General features: G+C 37.5%; 14 protein-coding genes and 1 tRNA gene. 10 read left to right on the forward strand and 5 right to left on the reverse strand.

The window, feature by feature from the left end:
- Window positions 1-10 precede the first annotated feature (10 nt).
- Window positions 11-250, reverse strand: a complete 240-nt coding sequence (locus AC6I5C_RS06555) for a hypothetical protein (protein WP_497904464.1) — start codon at window positions 248-250, stop codon at window positions 11-13.
- Entirely contained in the window at window positions 243-698 is a 456-nt protein-coding gene (locus AC6I5C_RS06560; RefSeq protein WP_053978378.1) for an SRPBCC family protein, read from the reverse strand. Before AC6I5C_RS06560 ends, AC6I5C_RS06555 begins: the two co-directional genes overlap by 8 nt.
- A gap of 208 nt (window positions 699-906) precedes the next feature.
- On the opposite strand from AC6I5C_RS06560, the gene AC6I5C_RS06565 reads away from it, so the two are divergent.
- From AC6I5C_RS06565 to AC6I5C_RS06600, 8 genes are all read left to right on the forward strand, one after another.
- Window positions 907-2,892, forward strand: coding sequence for a peptidylprolyl isomerase (locus tag AC6I5C_RS06565; protein ID WP_497904465.1), 1,986 nt, complete (start codon window positions 907-909; stop codon window positions 2,890-2,892).
- Entirely contained in the window at window positions 2,893-3,747 is an 855-nt protein-coding gene (locus tag AC6I5C_RS06570) for a peptidyl-prolyl cis-trans isomerase (RefSeq protein ID WP_497904466.1), read from the forward strand.
- A gap of 1 nt (window position 3,748) precedes the next feature.
- On the forward strand, window positions 3,749-5,158 hold the full coding sequence (locus AC6I5C_RS06575) for a peptidylprolyl isomerase (RefSeq protein WP_497904467.1): 1,410 nt from the start codon (window positions 3,749-3,751) through the stop codon (window positions 5,156-5,158).
- A gap of 1 nt (window position 5,159) precedes the next feature.
- Window positions 5,160-6,113 (forward strand): AAA family ATPase, encoded by a 954-nt coding sequence (locus AC6I5C_RS06580; protein WP_497904468.1) that lies wholly within the window; start codon window positions 5,160-5,162, stop codon window positions 6,111-6,113.
- 23 nt (window positions 6,114-6,136) lie between these two features.
- The gene (locus AC6I5C_RS06585; RefSeq protein WP_497904469.1) at window positions 6,137-7,276 is read left to right on the forward strand and encodes an acyltransferase family protein; all 1,140 of its coding nucleotides are present in this window, start codon (window positions 6,137-6,139) and stop codon (window positions 7,274-7,276) included.
- Between the two features lie 253 nt (window positions 7,277-7,529).
- On the forward strand, window positions 7,530-10,307 hold the full coding sequence (locus tag AC6I5C_RS06590) for a bifunctional aconitate hydratase 2/2-methylisocitrate dehydratase (protein ID WP_497904470.1): 2,778 nt from the start codon (window positions 7,530-7,532) through the stop codon (window positions 10,305-10,307).
- A gap of 173 nt (window positions 10,308-10,480) precedes the next feature.
- Window positions 10,481-12,751 carry an aconitate hydratase gene (locus AC6I5C_RS06595; RefSeq protein ID WP_497904471.1) on the forward strand — a complete coding sequence of 757 codons (2,271 nt, stop codon included), beginning with the start codon at window positions 10,481-10,483 and terminating at the stop codon, window positions 12,749-12,751.
- Between the two features lie 89 nt (window positions 12,752-12,840).
- Entirely contained in the window at window positions 12,841-13,407 is a 567-nt protein-coding gene (locus AC6I5C_RS06600; protein ID WP_497904472.1) for a TlpA family protein disulfide reductase, read from the forward strand.
- A 66-nt stretch (window positions 13,408-13,473) separates the two neighbouring features.
- Here AC6I5C_RS06600 and AC6I5C_RS06605 read toward each other — a convergent pair.
- Window positions 13,474-13,546 (reverse strand) — tRNA-Lys (locus tag AC6I5C_RS06605).
- Window positions 13,547-13,663: 117 nt separating this feature from the next.
- Here AC6I5C_RS06605 and AC6I5C_RS06610 point away from each other — a divergent pair.
- Entirely contained in the window at window positions 13,664-14,191 is a 528-nt protein-coding gene (locus AC6I5C_RS06610) for a shikimate kinase (RefSeq protein WP_497904473.1), read from the forward strand.
- 10 nt (window positions 14,192-14,201) lie between these two features.
- On the opposite strand, the gene AC6I5C_RS06615 is transcribed toward AC6I5C_RS06610, so the two are convergent.
- Both AC6I5C_RS06615 and AC6I5C_RS06620 read right to left on the reverse strand, forming a co-directional pair.
- Window positions 14,202-14,705 carry a phosphoribosyltransferase domain-containing protein gene (locus tag AC6I5C_RS06615; protein WP_497904474.1) on the reverse strand — a complete coding sequence of 168 codons (504 nt, stop codon included), beginning with the start codon at window positions 14,703-14,705 and terminating at the stop codon, window positions 14,202-14,204.
- Window positions 14,706-14,756: 51 nt separating this feature from the next.
- A complete protein-coding gene (locus tag AC6I5C_RS06620) occupies window positions 14,757-15,131 on the reverse strand; it encodes an RNA-binding S4 domain-containing protein (RefSeq protein ID WP_053978388.1) in 375 nt (124 codons plus the stop codon).
- Window positions 15,132-15,331: 200 nt separating this feature from the next.
- On the opposite strand from AC6I5C_RS06620, the gene AC6I5C_RS06625 reads away from it, so the two are divergent.
- Complete coding sequence (locus AC6I5C_RS06625) at window positions 15,332-16,264, forward strand: FKBP-type peptidyl-prolyl cis-trans isomerase (protein WP_497904475.1); 933 nt, start codon at window positions 15,332-15,334, stop codon at window positions 16,262-16,264.
- The last annotated feature ends 16 nt before the right edge of the window (window positions 16,265-16,280 follow it).

Raw genomic sequence — 16,280 nt, forward strand, 5'->3', positions numbered from 1 at the left:
GTTTTGGTAATTATTGATTTTGGTACACTTGGCCTCGGTGGGGTTTAAGTGCATCTCGTATAGGTTTCATTTGGGACTCGTCCACCACCAAAAAAGCGATGGAATGCATATCAGATAAGGTTTCAACACCCGTAATCTCGATATCCAGATTTTGCATGCGAATATACTCTTTTAAATGGATTTCATGGTGTTGGGCAGTCTTTAGGGCGGCTGGCCCACGGAAGTCCCAGATTAATTTTAATTTACGCATTGGCTACAGAAGTTCCTTTTTCGGCAAAGTTCTTAAAATCTACCATGTATTGCAACGATTGTTTCTTAAAAGCACTGGGCATAAATTTGGTCATTAATTTCATGGTAAAGCTTAAGGGCACAAATTCGTTATCCGAAGTCCAAATGGTATGGCCTTCTTCGGTTTGATTAAAATAGTTTTCCTGTATGTTGTGCAAGCCGTGGGTAGTATAGGTAGCATGCAGCTCGTAGGGTAAATTGGCATGCGTTATGGTTTCAATAAGTTCCATCACCCGATTGCCCAATTTGTAAATCAACTTCATTTTGGAACCAAGTTCTCCTGGGGTGCCCGAAATATGTTCGGCAGCAATAAGGCCTTTTTGCCAATGCTTCATGTTCTCGGTGTTGTTGAATTTATGCAGAAATTCATTCAACGGTAAGGCCACGGTAATTTTTGTGGAGTACTTCATTGTTAGCAATTTATTTAAGAATTAAATATACTATGATATTTTGAAAATCGATTTGTTTTTCTGGTTTTCAACTGAAAATGGAGAAATTTTAACAAGAGTAGAGAAAGCATTTTTATACGAATAGCAGAATATGGTCGTTTCATAAAAGCAGCTTGCTAAATATGCTAAATATGTTATTTTTGCTGCAATTGACCAATTGATTTTAACTATGAAATTAAAACTAAAGTTTTTAGTCCTTTCTTTATTTGTATCGGGGTTTGTAAGTGCGCAAACCACAAGTGATGATGTATTGTTTACTGTTGATGGAGATCCTGTAAAGGCTTCGGAATTTATTAGGGTTTATAATAAAAACCTTGATTTGGTAAAGGACGAATCGCAAAAGGATGTAGATGAATATTTAAAACTTTTTGTGAACTATCAATTGAAAATCAAGGAAGCCAAGCGTTTGGGGCTTGATGACAACGCCCAGTATAAAAGGGAGTTTGGTAATTACAAAAAACAGTTGACCAAAAATTTCCTTACGGATAATAAGGTAACCGATGCTTTGGTAAAGGAGGCTTACGAGCGTATGTCTTATGACATTAAGGCTTCGCATATTTTATTTCGTGTAGAGGAAGCCGAGCGTGATACCTTGAAGGTTTACAACGATTTGTTGGCCTTGCGCGAAAGAGCGTTGAAAGAAGGTTTTGAAACGGTTTTCAACGAATTGAACACAAAATACAAGGCACCTGGTTCAAGGGAAATCAGTTACAAAGGACATGAAACCTACGCTGAAGAGTTGGGGTATTTTTCAGCTTTCAAAATGGTTTATAATTTTGAAACGGTTGCTTACAATACTAAAGTTGGTGATATTTCCATGCCGTTCAGAACACGTTTTGGTTACCACATTGTGATGGTTGAGGACAAGCGTCCTTCTCGTGGAGAGGTAACTGTAGAGCACATTATGGTGTCTAAAGTTCAAAAGGATGATTCATTAGATCCGGAAGTGCGTATCAATGAGCTTTACAAAAAAATCATGCAAGGTGAGTCCTTTGAGGCTGTGGCAAAACAGTTTTCCGACGATAAAAGTTCAGCTGCTAAAGGAGGGTTGCTGCCGTCATTCAAAGGAGGGCAATTGAGTTCTTCGGAATTTGAAGAAGTGGCATTTGGATTGACTGAAAACGGACAGATTTCAGAGCCTTTCAAAACCGAGTTTGGATGGCATATTGTGAAACTGATCGACAAAAAAGGAAATCCGGAGTTTGATACCATTAAGTTGGAATTGGAGCAGCGTGTAAAACGTGATTCACGTTCGGCTATAATCAATACGGCGCTCACCAATAATTTAAAGCAACGCTATAATGTTAAGGACAACCAAGAGGCTTTGACATATTTTGAAGGATTGATCAATGCCGAATATTTCCAAAACAGTTGGGCTTTGCCAGCAGATTCCACTAAGGACAAAACCTTTATCACCATTGGGAAACAAGACTATACTTATGGAGAGTTTGGGGATTATTTAGTATCTTCTCAAAGAAAATACTTTGGAAAGCAATTGACCAAAGCCGAAGTTGTTGCAGCTGAGTACGCGGCCTTTTTGGAAGCCAAACTTATTGACTACCGTGAGCGTAACTTGGAGTTTGAAGATGAGGAATTTGCCTTTATTTTAGGAGAATATAGAGATGGTTTGTTGTTGTTTGACCTAATGGAAAAGGAAGTTTGGAATACAGCATCAAAAGATACTGTTGGGTTGAAAAACTATTACGAATCGCATAAAGCAGATTATGTTTGGCCGGTTAGGGCAGATGCGGTGGTTGCTTCGGCGGCTAAGAAAAGAGACATTTCCAAAGTAGAGGATTTATTGGAAGAGCATAAGTCGGTTGAAGAAATCAGTGCTAAATTGAATACTGAGAGCGAGCAAAAGGTTATTTTTACAAAAGGAATCATGGATACAACCCATCAAGCACTTCCTGAGGATTTTGAATTCAAAAAAGGCGTGTCTTCGATTTACAAATTCAACGATTCCTATCATGTAGCTCTTGTAGAGGAAGTGTATCCCAAAGGTCCTAAAACTTTTGAAGAGGCAAGAGGAAGTGTGGTGAGTGATTATCAAAATTATATCGAAGAAAACTGGTTGAACACTTTGCATGAGCGTTACAATGTTGAAATAGATCAAGAAGTGTTGGCTAAAGTGAAATCTCAAATTCTGAATTAATTGAATAAATACAGTATCATCATACTGCTGTTGCTGCTTGCAGTCTTCTCTTGCGATATGTTTAAAAAAGCAGACGACAGGATTCCTATTGCCCGGGTCAATGAATCTTACCTTTACAAAGAGGATTTAGAAGGCTTGGTGGCAGAAGGCACGCCATCAGAGGACAGTACGCTTTTGGTAAATGGGTTTATCAACAGATGGGCAACGCAGTTGCTGTTGGTAGATGGGGCACAAACCAACCTTCCTGAGAAAATGCAACAGGATTTTAACAAGTTGGTATCTCAGTACAAAAAAGATCTTTTTACCAAAGCCTATTTGGATGCCTTGGTGAAAAGAAATATTGACACTACAGTAACTTCAGAAGAGGCACAAAACGTTTACGATCTCAACAAGGAAACCTTTAAGCTTAATGAAGAGTTGTTGAAGTTGCGTTACATTAAAATTGCGCAAAACGCTATCAATAAGGACGATATCGAGAAACGCTTTAAACGTTACACTGATGAGGATAAGCGTTATTTGGACTCTATTTCTATTCAATTTAAGTCCTACACGCTAAACGATTCTGTTTGGGTTAAAGTTTCCCAAGTCATCAACAAGGTTCCGGTGTTATCCGCTGAGAATAAAAAAGAACTGTTAAAAAAATCTAATTTTTTACAGCTCAAAGATTCATTAGACCTATATTTGATGCAAATAAATGATGTCCTTTTGCAAAATGATTATGCACCCTTGGAATACGTCAAGCCAACCATTAATCAAATTGTAATGAACAAAAGGAAATTGGAACTCATTAAACAGCTGGAAAAAGATATTACCAAAGATGCTATTAAAAACAAACAATTTGAAATCTTCAATTAATATGAAATTTATGCTGGCCGCTTTGGCGCTTATGTCATACGGGGCTGGCAATGCACAGGAAATCATAGAAGAACCTGAAGTAGAAAAAAAGGAGCTAACCATAGACCCCAGCGCACGTAAAAAAGTGGATGGTGTGGTTGCTGTAGTAGGAGATTTCGTAGTTTTAGATTCAGATATCGATAAGGAGTTTGTTCAGTTGCAGGCCAGAGGGGTATCTACGGCAGACATTACTAGATGCCAGTTGTTTGGGAAATTGTTGGAGGATAAGCTGTACACACATCACGCCATTCAGGATAGTATCACGGTGAATGAATTGGAAATTCGTTCCAACATCGAGCAGCAAATTAGTGCGTTTTTGGAGCAGACCAACGGGTCTATGGATGAACTGTTAAAATTCTACAATAAAGACAGCGAGCAGAGTTTAAGGGAAGAAATGTTCATCATCAACAAAAATGGAAAATTGGCATTTGAGATGCAAAACAAGATTGTTGCGGATATTGAGGTAACTCCAGAAGAAGTACGTGAGTACTTTAATGGGATTCCTAAAGATGAGCGTCCGATATTTGGTACGGAGCTAAAGGTAGCCCAGATTGTAGTGATTCCAGAAGTTTCTGAAGAAGAAAAGCAAAAGGTAATCAACAGACTGAAGGAATTTAAAGCCGACGTTATTGAAAATGGAGCAAGTTTTACAACCAAAGCTGTGTTTTATTCAGACGATGTTGCCTCTAGAAAGAATGGAGGGAAATACGAATTGAATAAAAAGCATCCTCAAATGGTAAAGGAGTTTAGAGAAGTTGCCTTTTCATTACAAGAAGGTGAAATTTCAGAACCTTTCGAAACAGAGTTTGGATACCATATCATTTATCTAGAAAAAATTAGAGGACAGATTTATGAGGTAAGACATATTTTACTGCGTCCAGAGATAACTGAAGAATCTATTAAGAAAGCTAAGGATGAAATAGAGCTTGTAAGAAAACGCATTGTAGATGGTGAAGTGTCCTTTGCAGATGCCGCAAGAGAATTCAGTGATGAGAAGGAAACCAAGCAAGACGGAGGACAATTGATCAACCCAAGAACACAGGATCATAATTTTGAGTTAACAAAAATGGATCCAGAACTATATTCTCAAATTCAAAATTTGAAAGATGGAGAAGTGAGTTTGGTGCTACAGGATGAGGATCGTGTAAATCGTATTAAATTTAAAATCTTGACGGTAACAGATAGAATAGATGAACATGAAGCAGATTTTGCCAGAGATTATTTGAAAATTAAAAACCTAGCAGAACAACAAAAGCAATATGAAGCCATTGATAAGTGGACTGAAGAGAAAATTCAGGAAACTTATATCAAAATTAATGGTGAATATAGAGATTGCGAGTTTAACAGTAATTGGTTAAAAAAAGAAAAATAATATGTCTGACGTAGCAGCTGTAGAACAGTTTGTAAAAAAATACAAAGCCTTAAAGAGTGAAGTTGCAAAAGTAATTGTTGGTCAAGATGAAGTGGTAAATCAAATTTTGATTTCCATTTTCTCGGGAGGTCATTCCCTGTTGGTGGGAGTGCCAGGATTGGCAAAAACCTTGATGGTAAATACCATTGCACAAGCCTTAGGTTTAGATTTCAAACGTATACAGTTTACACCAGACTTAATGCCTAGTGATATTTTAGGAAGTGAGATTTTAGATGAAAATCGCCATTTCAAATTTATCAAGGGGCCAATTTTTGCCAATATTATCTTGGCAGACGAAATCAACAGAACACCGCCTAAAACCCAAGCAGCGCTTTTAGAGGCAATGCAAGAGCGTGCAGTTACGGTTGCAGGACACCACTACAAATTGAGCCTGCCTTATTTTGTGTTGGCAACTCAAAACCCAATTGAACAAGAAGGAACATATCCTTTGCCAGAAGCCCAATTGGACCGTTTTATGTTTGCCATTAACTTAAAGTACCCTTCTTTTAAGGAAGAAGTAGAGGTTGTAAAGGCTACCACTTCAGACAACAAACCTCAAGTCAATGCTTTGTTTACTGCCGAGGAAATCATCAAATTCCAAAGTGTTATTCGTCGAATTCCTGTAGCGGACAATGTGATTGAATATGCTGTAGGAATGGTGTCTAAAACTAGGCCAAACGAATCAACTGCTTCAGAGTTGGTGAAAGAGTTTGTGGATTGGGGAGCAGGTCCAAGAGCATCCCAAAATCTTATTTTGGCGGCCAAGACACATGCTGCCATCCAAGGAAAATTTTCTCCAGACATTGAAAATGTTCAGGCCGTTGCCAATGGTATCCTAAGACACCGTATCATCAAAAACTACAAAGCAGAAGCCGAAGGCATCACAGACGAACGAATTATAGAGAGTTTGTTTTAAAAATGTAGTATGCGATCTAGTTTGTGAATGAAACTAATAAGCATAGAATTTTTGGCTTGGATGCTATACGGGCAGTAGCTATTTTATTGGTTTTAATATCGCATTCATCATTATTACTCTATCCTAATCAAGAAAATACCTTACTTACTGCCATTAGATTTTTTGGGACTATAGGCGTAGACTTGTTTTTTGTTTTGAGTGGGTTTTTAATTGGAGGTATTATTCTACAACAAATAAACTCAAATAAAACAAATTTTAAAGATTTTGTTTATTTCTGGATAAGACGTTGGTTTAGGACCTTACCCAATTATTATTTCATTTTAATTATAAATATATTTTTGGTCTATATTTTTTATGGTGAAATTATAAAGGGTGTCGGCTGCTATTTTTTGTTCTTGCAAAATTTTGCCTCTCCACAAGAAGATTTTTTTACAGAATCGTGGAGTTTATCAATAGAGGAATTTGCTTATGTAATAGGGCCATTACTTTTATATTTTAGCATTGTCTTGGTAAAACGAGTTCCTAAACATTTGCTGTTTCTTTTTATTACGGTACTAATTATAATAGGAATCATAATTTCCAGATATTATTTTCACGTCAATAATATTCTTGAATCTGGACAGGAGTGGAGTAGAGCATTGCGAAAAGTGGTTGTCTATAGAATTGATGCTATTTATTATGGTTTTTTGGCAGTGTATATAGCCACATACTTCAAAGTCATATGGCAGAATTTTAGAGGCCATATTTTCGTTGTAGGAATGCTTTTGTTTTTTGGAATGCATGCTATTATTTTTTATGCAGCGTTAAGTCCGGAAAATGCACCTCTGTTTTTTAATGTATTTTATTTGCCCTTCGTGGCCATTGCTTTAGTACTCTGTTTCCCATTTGTCATACAAATAAAAAGTAAGGGCTCTCTAAAAAGAGTGATTACAAAACTGAGCGTTTTGTCATATGCACTCTATTTAACCAATTATTCTATAGTATTGTTAACTATCCAGCATTTTATAGATATGAGTGAATTTTCTATAATGTTGAAGATGATAGTTTTATTGGTGTATTGGAGCCTCTCCCTTTATTTGAGTCACCTCTTGTATACCTATTTTGAAAAACCAATAATGGATTTAAGAGACCGGCCAAAATTGAAATCTCTGTTGAATAGATAAATTAGGAAAATTACTGTTTTTTCAACGGATGGACCTCAAAAATCATACGAATTAATTATCGTATTATATCGATTTCGTATGGTTGGATATTGTATTCAATATTTTATTTTTAAAACTTTGTATTAATTCTTTACTTTTGCGAGGCTAAAGAAAAAAATATGTTATAAACGGCTTTGATTTAACAAGAAAATCTACTTTCGGCAGATGAAATTTAAATCGCAAAATAGGCCAATTAAATCATAATACTAATAATATGAATTTATACAACGATTACATCAAGGAGATCGAACAACGAAAAGCTCAGGGGCTTCACCCAAAGCCTATTGACGGAGCTGATTTGTTAAGCGAGATTATTGAACAAATTAAGGATTTGAATAACGAAAATCGCGAAGATTCTCTGAATTTCTTTATTTACAATACGCTTCCAGGAACTACAAGTGCTGCTGGAGTTAAAGCTAAGTTTTTAAAAGAAATTATTCTTGGTGAGTCTGTTGTTGAAGAAATTTCACCAGCGTTTGCGTTTGAGCAATTGTCTCACATGAAAGGAGGGCCTTCTATTGAAGTGCTTTTGGATTTGGCTTTAGGAGAGGATACCGCAATTGCTGCAGAAGCTGCTAAAGTGTTAAAAACTCAGGTGTTTTTATACGATGCTGATACAGCTCGTTTGGAAGCAGCTTTTAAAGCTGGAAATACTATAGCTAAAGAATTGATAGAAAGCTATGCTAAAGCTGAATTCTTTACACAACTTCCTGAGGTGGATGAAGAGATTAAAGTAGTAACCTTTATTGCTGGTGTTGGAGATATTTCTACAGATTTATTGTCTCCTGGTGCCGATGCACATTCACGTTCAGACCGTGAGTTGCACGGCCAGTCTATCTTTGAGCATAACAAAGACATGCAAAAAGCATTGACTGAATTGAAAGCACAACACCCAGATAAGCGCGTAATGCTTATTGCTGAAAAAGGAACTATGGGAGTTGGGTCTTCAAGAATGTCTGGTGTTAACAACGTGGCCTTGTGGACCGGTATTGAATCTAGCCCATATGTACCATTTATCAATATTGCACCGGTAATTGCAGGAACCAACGGAATTTCTCCAATTTTCTTAACAACTGTTGGAGTAACAGGTGGTATTGGTATTGATCTTAAAAACTGGGTAAAGCAAAAGGATGCTGAAGGAAATACGGTTGTAGACGCAAACGGAGATCCAGTTTTAGAGCAAGCCTATTCTGTGGAAACAGGATCAGTGCTTACCATCAATACTAAAGAGAAAAAATTATACAATGGAGATCAGGAATTAATTGATATTTCTGCGTCTTTAACACCACAAAAAGTAGAGTTCATCAAGGCAGGTGGTTCTTATGCTGTGGTATTTGGTAAAAAATTACAAACATTTGCTGCCAAAGTATTAGGAATTGAAATTCCTCAAGTATATGCTACTTCAAAAGAAATTTCTATTGAAGGACAAGGATTGACAGCCGTTGAGAAAATCTTCAACAAAAATGCTGTTGGAACTACACCAGGTAAAACATTACACGCTGGTTCTGATGTTCGTGTTGAAGTAAACATTGTAGGGTCTCAGGATACTACTGGATTAATGACGTCTCAAGAGTTAGAGGCGATGGCGGCAACGACCATTTCTCCAATTGTTGATGGAGCTTACCAATCTGGATGTCACACGGCTTCTGTATGGGATGATAAATCTAAAGCGAACATTCCTAAGTTGATGAAGTTTATGAATGACTTCGGATTAATTACAGGGCGTGATCCTAAAGGTGAATACCACGCAATGACCGATGTAATTCATAAGGTGTTAAACGATATTACAGTAAGTGATTGGGATATTATTATTGGAGGAGATTCACACACACGTATGTCTAAAGGAGTTGCTTTTGGTGCCGATTCAGGTACTGTAGCATTGGCTTTGGCAACAGGTGAAGCGACTATGCCAATTCCACAATCTGTAAAAGTAACCTTCAAAGGAAACATGAGAAGTTTCATGGATTTCCGTGATGTGGTTCATGCTACACAACAGCAAATGCTGAAACAGTTTGGAGGTGAAAACGTATTCCAAGGACGTGTAATTGAAGTTCACATTGGAACATTGACTTCTGATCAGGCCTTTACATTTACCGATTGGACTGCAGAGATGAAAGCTAAGGCTTCTATCTGTATTTCGGAAGATGAAACTTTAATCGAATCTTTAGAAATTGCTAGAGACCGTATCCAAATCATGATCGATAAAGGTATGGATAACGAACAGCAAGTACTTCAAGGTTTGGTAGACAAGGCAAATGCAAGAATTGTAGAAGTTAAAACAGGAATTAAGCCTGCTCTTAGACCAGATGCTAATGCTAAGTACTATGCAGAGGTAGAGATTGACTTGGATGAAATTGCTGAGCCAATGATTGCCGATCCAGATGTAAATAATGAAGATGTTTCTAAGCGTTATACACACGATACCATCAGACCGTTATCTTTCTATGGAGGAACTAAGAAAGTTGATTTAGGATTTGTTGGATCTTGTATGGTTCACAAAGGAGATATGAAGATTTTAGCTCAAATGTTGAAGAACATTGAAGCGCAACAAGGAAAAGTTGAGTTTAAGGCTCCGTTAGTAGTGGCGCCTCCAACTTACAACATTGTTGACGAGTTGAAAGCTGAAGGAGATTGGGAAGTATTACAAAAGTACTCAGGATTTGAGTTTGACGACAATGCACCAAAAGGTTTAGCACGTACCAAGTACGAAAACATGTTATACTTGGAGCGTCCAGGTTGTAACCTGTGTATGGGTAACCAAGAAAAGGCAGAGCCAGGTGATACAGTAATGGCAACATCTACACGTTTATTCCAAGGAAGAGTTGTAAAAGATTCTGGAGAGAAAAAAGGAGAATCTTTATTGTCTTCCACTCCAGTAGTAGTATTGTCTACAATTTTGGGTAGAACTCCTACTATGGAAGAGTACGAAGCAGCTGTTGAGGGAATTGTATTGACTAGATTTGCACCATCTCAAAAGCAATTGGTTTTATAATCATCATAGATTTTATATATATGAAAAGTCCGAGCTTAATACTCGGACTTTTTTTATGCCTTTATTTTTAGCATTTTGTTCCGCAAAGCACTGGTATTTAGGTTTTTCATTCGGGGACTTATTTTGTATATTGTAGACACTAAAAAAGTATTCAATAAACAACAAGAAATTTTATGGCATTTGATATAGAAATGATAAAGGATGTTTACTCGAAAATGGCGGAGCGCGTTGATATGGCACGCAAGGTTGTGGGTAAACCATTGACGCTTTCCGAAAAGATTTTATACTCCCATTTATGGGATGGAACTCCTGAAAAAGCTTTTATTAGAGGAAAGGATTATGTGGATTTTGCACCGGATAGAATCGCCTGTCAGGATGCAACCGCTCAAATGGCCTTATTGCAGTTTATGCAAGCAGGAAAACCAAAAGTTGCCGTGCCTACAACCGTACACTGCGATCACTTGATTCAAGCAAAGCAGGGAGCCAAGCAAGATTTAAAGCAAGCCAATAAAACTAGCAAGGAAGTATTTGACTTTTTGGCTTCTGTATCCAATAAATATGGTATCGGGTTTTGGGAACCCGGAGCTGGAATTATTCATCAGGTGGTATTGGAAAATTACGCCTTTCCCGGAGGAATGATGATTGGTACGGATTCCCATACTGTGAACGCAGGAGGATTGGGAATGGTCGCCATTGGAGTAGGAGGAGCCGATGCAGTAGACGTGATGGCAGGTATGGCTTGGGAGCTTAAATTTCCTAAATTGATCGGGGTTAAGTTAACAGGAAAATTATCGGGCTGGACGGCGCCAAAGGATGTGATTCTTAAAGTTGCAGAAATCCTAACGGTAAAAGGTGGTACCGGAGCCATTGTGGAATATTTTGGCCCTGGAGCAACCGCTATGTCATGTACAGGAAAGGGGACCATTTGTAATATGGGAGCGGAGATTGGAGCAACCACCTCTACATTTGGGTATGATGAATCTATGGAGCGTTATTTGCGTGCTACAGAAAGAGCTGATGTTGCCGATGCCGCCAATGAAATCAAAGAATACTTGACGGCTGATGCTGAAGTTTATGCAAACCCAGAACAGTACTTTGATCAAGTAATTGAAATCAATCTTTCAGAATTATCACCACTTTTAAATGGACCGTTTACGCCAGATTTGTCTACTACAGCAGGTAAGGAAATGACCGAAAAGGCAAAAGCTAACGAATGGCCATTGGCTGTAGAATGGGGATTGATAGGGTCTTGTACCAACTCTTCCTATGAGGATTTGTCTAGAGCATCTTCTATTGCTCAACAAGCTTTGGATAAAGGTCTGGTAACAAAAGCAGAATTTGGAATCAACCCAGGGTCTGAGCAGGTGCGTTATACAGCCGAAAGGGATGGCATCCTTTCCATTTTTGAAAAATTGGACGCTAAAATATTTACAAATGCTTGTGGACCATGTATTGGGCAATGGGCGAGATATAGCGACCCTAAAAATGCACCAAAAAATAGTATCATTCACTCCTTCAACAGAAATTTTGCAAAGCGTGCGGATGGAAATCCAAATACACATGCCTTTGTAGCATCTCCAGAAATGGTGGCTGCGATTGCCATTGCGGGTCGTTTGGACTTCAATCCAATGACGGATAAGTTAATTAATGAAAATGGAGAAGAGGTGATGTTTGATGAGCCTACAGGATGGGAATTGCCTCCTAAAGGTTTTGAAGTAAAAGAAAATGGTTATGTAGAGCCGGTTGCAGATGGTAGTGGCGTAGAGGTAACAGTAAGTCCAACTTCGGAGCGTTTACAATTATTGGAGCCGTTCACACCTATAGGAGACACAATCACAGGTGCTAAATTGTTGATCAAGGCCTTTGGTAAATGTACTACAGATCATATTTCTATGGCTGGTCCTTGGTTGCGTTTTAGAGGGCACCTAGATAATATTTCCAATAACTGTTTAATAGGTGCGGTAAACGCCTATAATCAACAAACCAACTTTGTGAAAAATCAATTGACAGGAGAATATGGAGGCGTACCAGATGTACAGCGCCAATACAAAGCTGCCGGAATCAAAACAATAGTTGTTGGAGACCATAACTATGGAGAAGGCTCTTCTCGTGAGCATGCCGCTATGGAGCCTAGGCATTTAGGAGTGGCAGCTGTATTAGTGAAGTCTTTCGCCCGTATCCATGAAACAAACCTTAAAAAACAGGGGATGTTGGCTCTAACATTTGCAAATGAAAACGATTATGATTTGGTGCAGGAAGATGATACGTTCAACTTTTTGGATTTAAATGAATTTGCTCCAAATAGGCCGTTAAGCATAGAATTGGTACATGCCGATGGCTCAAAGGATGTCATTATCGCCAACCATAGTTATAATGAGGCGCAAATTACTTGGTACAAGGAAGGTTCGGCACTTAATCTCATTAAAAAGCAAAATGCGGCTTAAATGGTATTTGTGTAAATATCAAAAAGCTCCTAATTCATTTGGGAGCTTTTTTTATTGTTGTGTAATACAAAATATCTCATATTTACATTATGAAATTAAACAAATCTCAAAAGCAAAATATTGTTTTTTTAATATTGTTAGTATTGTTGCTTGTGCCACAAACTAGATTTCCCATTCAATTGCTGTTGAACAAAGGTTTGGCCTTGTTTGGACCTTCGGTACAGGACGTTGAAGATAGGGAGGTGTTGAGCACTTATAATTGGAAGTTAGAGGATAATACCGGTGAAATATTAAATTTTGAAACCTGTAAAGGCAAAGTTGTTTTGGTAAATTTTTGGGCCACTTGGTGTCCTCCCTGTATTGCAGAAATGGATAGTTTGGAAGCGCTTTATGAAACCTACAAAGATGAAGTCTTGTTTATATTTGTAAGCACCGAAGATGATGCTGTGGTTACTGAGTTTTTAAAGAAGAAAGACTATAGTTTTAAAGCGTATAAACCACTTCAGGCGCCTCCAAATAATTTTGAAGTATCTACTATACCTAGAACATTTTTAATTGATAAGAATGGCGCTATCGTGATTGATAAAACAGGTGCTGCCAATTGGAATAGCGATACTGTTAAAGAGCAGATAGAAAGTTTGTTAGGAAACGAATAGGCAGTTTTGTCTTTCTGACCAATAGAAACAAAAAAAGTTAAGCATTGCTGCTTAACTTTTTTCTTGTGACCAGGCTGGGGTTCGAACCCAGGACCCTAACATTAAAAGTGTTATGCTCTACCAGCTGAGCTACCTAGTCGTTTTGTAATGCGGGTGCAAATATATGATGATTTATTGGTTTTCCAAACCGTTTTCAAAATAATTTTTCGTTTTTTTGCCCTGTATAGACATATGGTTTTAGAAATCAATATATAACATGATAAAAAAAATATTCTTAATAGGATACATGGGCTCAGGTAAAACCTCGGTTGGTGCTAAATTGGCTGAAATTTTAAATTGTAAGTTCTTGGATTTGGACGCATTTATTGAAGAAAAGGAGGGAATGTCTGTAAAAATGTTGTTCAAATTGAAAGGGGAAATTTATTTTAGAAAGGCAGAAACCAAGTATCTTCAAGAAATAATAGATAAAAATGAGCCGATGGTAGTTTCCTTGGGAGGGGGAACACCTTGTTATGGTAATAATATGGAAAGGGTATTATCGGCTACTAATATGAAGAGTGTGTATTTAAAGGCTACCATTCCTACTTTAGCAGAACGATTGTTTACAGAAAAGGAACAGCGCCCATTGATAGCTCATTTGAATTCAAAGGAACTTCTTATTGAGTTTATAGGGAAACATCTTTTTGAGAGAGCACCATTTTATAGTCAAAGTGAAATAACTATTCTTACCGATGGAAAGTCGATAGATGAAATTGTTGAAGAAGTTTTGAAAGCAGAAGATTGAAGCATCTTGCTTATTGCAAGAATGCTTCATAAGTATCTCCCTCCAAAATCACTTCTACATGTTCTTTAATAGAAGTGGATAGGGAAATGCCTTTGAAATCGGCTTTTACAGGATATTTTTTATGGTTTCTGTTTACCAACACCACAGTTTTGAACTGTTTCAATGGAACATTCAAAAAGTGCTTTACACCGTAGATAAGGGTACTGCCAGAGTTTAAAACATCGTCCACCAATACAATGGATTTGTTGGTGTATTCTTCTTCTTTTAAAGAAGTTTTAACTGCTTCCAAAGGATGTCTTTTGTCAATAATCACTTTGCACAATACAGTTGTAATATCTGAGATTTCATCCAAGGTGGCCTTAAGTTTTTGAGCTAATAGGTAACCATTGCTATCAATTCCTGCTAAAATGACCTCTTTTTCCGAAACATTACTTTCATAAATTTGATAGGCAATACGACGGATTTTATGTTGGATTTCTTGATGGGTTAATATGGTGTTTTTTGTGGCAGTCATGGTTTCTGTTGTTTTGTCAAAGATAAAGGAGAAAATTCAAAAAAGGGAAAATCAATCATCATTTTCATCGTGGTAGTCTTCTAAATCCCGGCGGTCTTTTTTGGTTGGACGTCCAGTGCCTTTTTTTCTATAGTAATCCTGAGAGTACTTTAAGAGTTCCTTGGCTTCAAATTCTTCCTTAGGGGTTAAATCGGTTCTATAAATGTCTACCAGTTTTGCACCAACACGGTTGGGAGGGATATCGTTCACTCTTAATTTATAGTTGATCTGGTCCTTTCGTAAATCTATAGTATCCGATATAAAAACTTCCCTGCTTGGTTTGGCTACTTGCTCATTGATTTTTATGTGTCCCTTTTTGCAAGCTTCCGTTGCAATACTTCTTGTTTTATAGTATCTCACACACCAAAGATATTTGTCAATCCGCATATTAAAATAATAAAAACTACGTTAATCTTTTTGTACAAAAGTATTATAATATTGTATCTTGCGCACTTAAAATTACGCAATATTGTTGTGTTCTGCCTTACAGAATGCACATAGAAAAAGAAAATAACTTAACTACACAATAGGTCTTCAAAACGCAACTTTAAAAGGCGGCGACGACTTAAGGTTAAAAAATAAGGCATATGAAATTAAAGAACTACCACGTATTGTTACTTGGATTGATTTTGGGCTTTGTGTCCTGTAATAAGGATGATGACGGAAGTACTACCGTTGCTGAAAGGGACAGAGTAGAGCAGCAGGTGACAGATAGAGATTCTCTAATGGGGTATTTTGAAACGCACTATTACAATGCTTCTACATTTACCTCTCCTGGAAATTATACGTTGTCTGATTTGGTGATTTCTGAATTACCAACAGATGATGATGGGAACTATTTGGAATTGCCAGACCCTGAAAACAATACCTTGTTGATTGACGCTGTGGAAACTCATACAACTACTTATCAGGAAACGGAATATGAATATTACATTTTAAGGTTGAACCAAGGAGGAGGGGATATGCCTCATTTTTCGGACAGTGTTTTGGTAAACTATTCTGGAAATACAATGGATGAGGAAGTGTTTGATAGTACCGTAAATGCTGATACTGATTTTGACTTGCTTGGCGTGATTCCGGGATGGAGAGAAGTGTTGCCCCAATTCAATGCCTCTACGTCATTTGTTGAAAATGGAGATGGAACGGTTACTTACGAAAACTATGGTTTTGGAGCAATGTTTTTACCTTCTGGATTGGGGTATTTTTCTTCGGCACAAACAGACATTCCTTCTTATTCCAACTTGATTTTTAAGTTTGAATTGTACCAAACCGAAGTAAATGATCACGATAGCGATGGCGTACCTTCTTATTTGGAAGATTTGGATGGAGATAAGGATCTATACAATGATGACACCGATGAGGATGAGGTACCTAACTTTTTAGATGTAGATGACGACGGTGACGATGTCTTGACAAAACATGAAGATTTGGATAACGATGGAGATCCAACTAACGACTTAAATGCAGATGGCGTGCCGTTGTATTTAGATGAGAACTCCACAGAATCTAATCAAGATTAAGTTTGATTGGATACAA

This window comes from Mangrovimonas sp. sgz306409, from assembly GCF_059735265.1.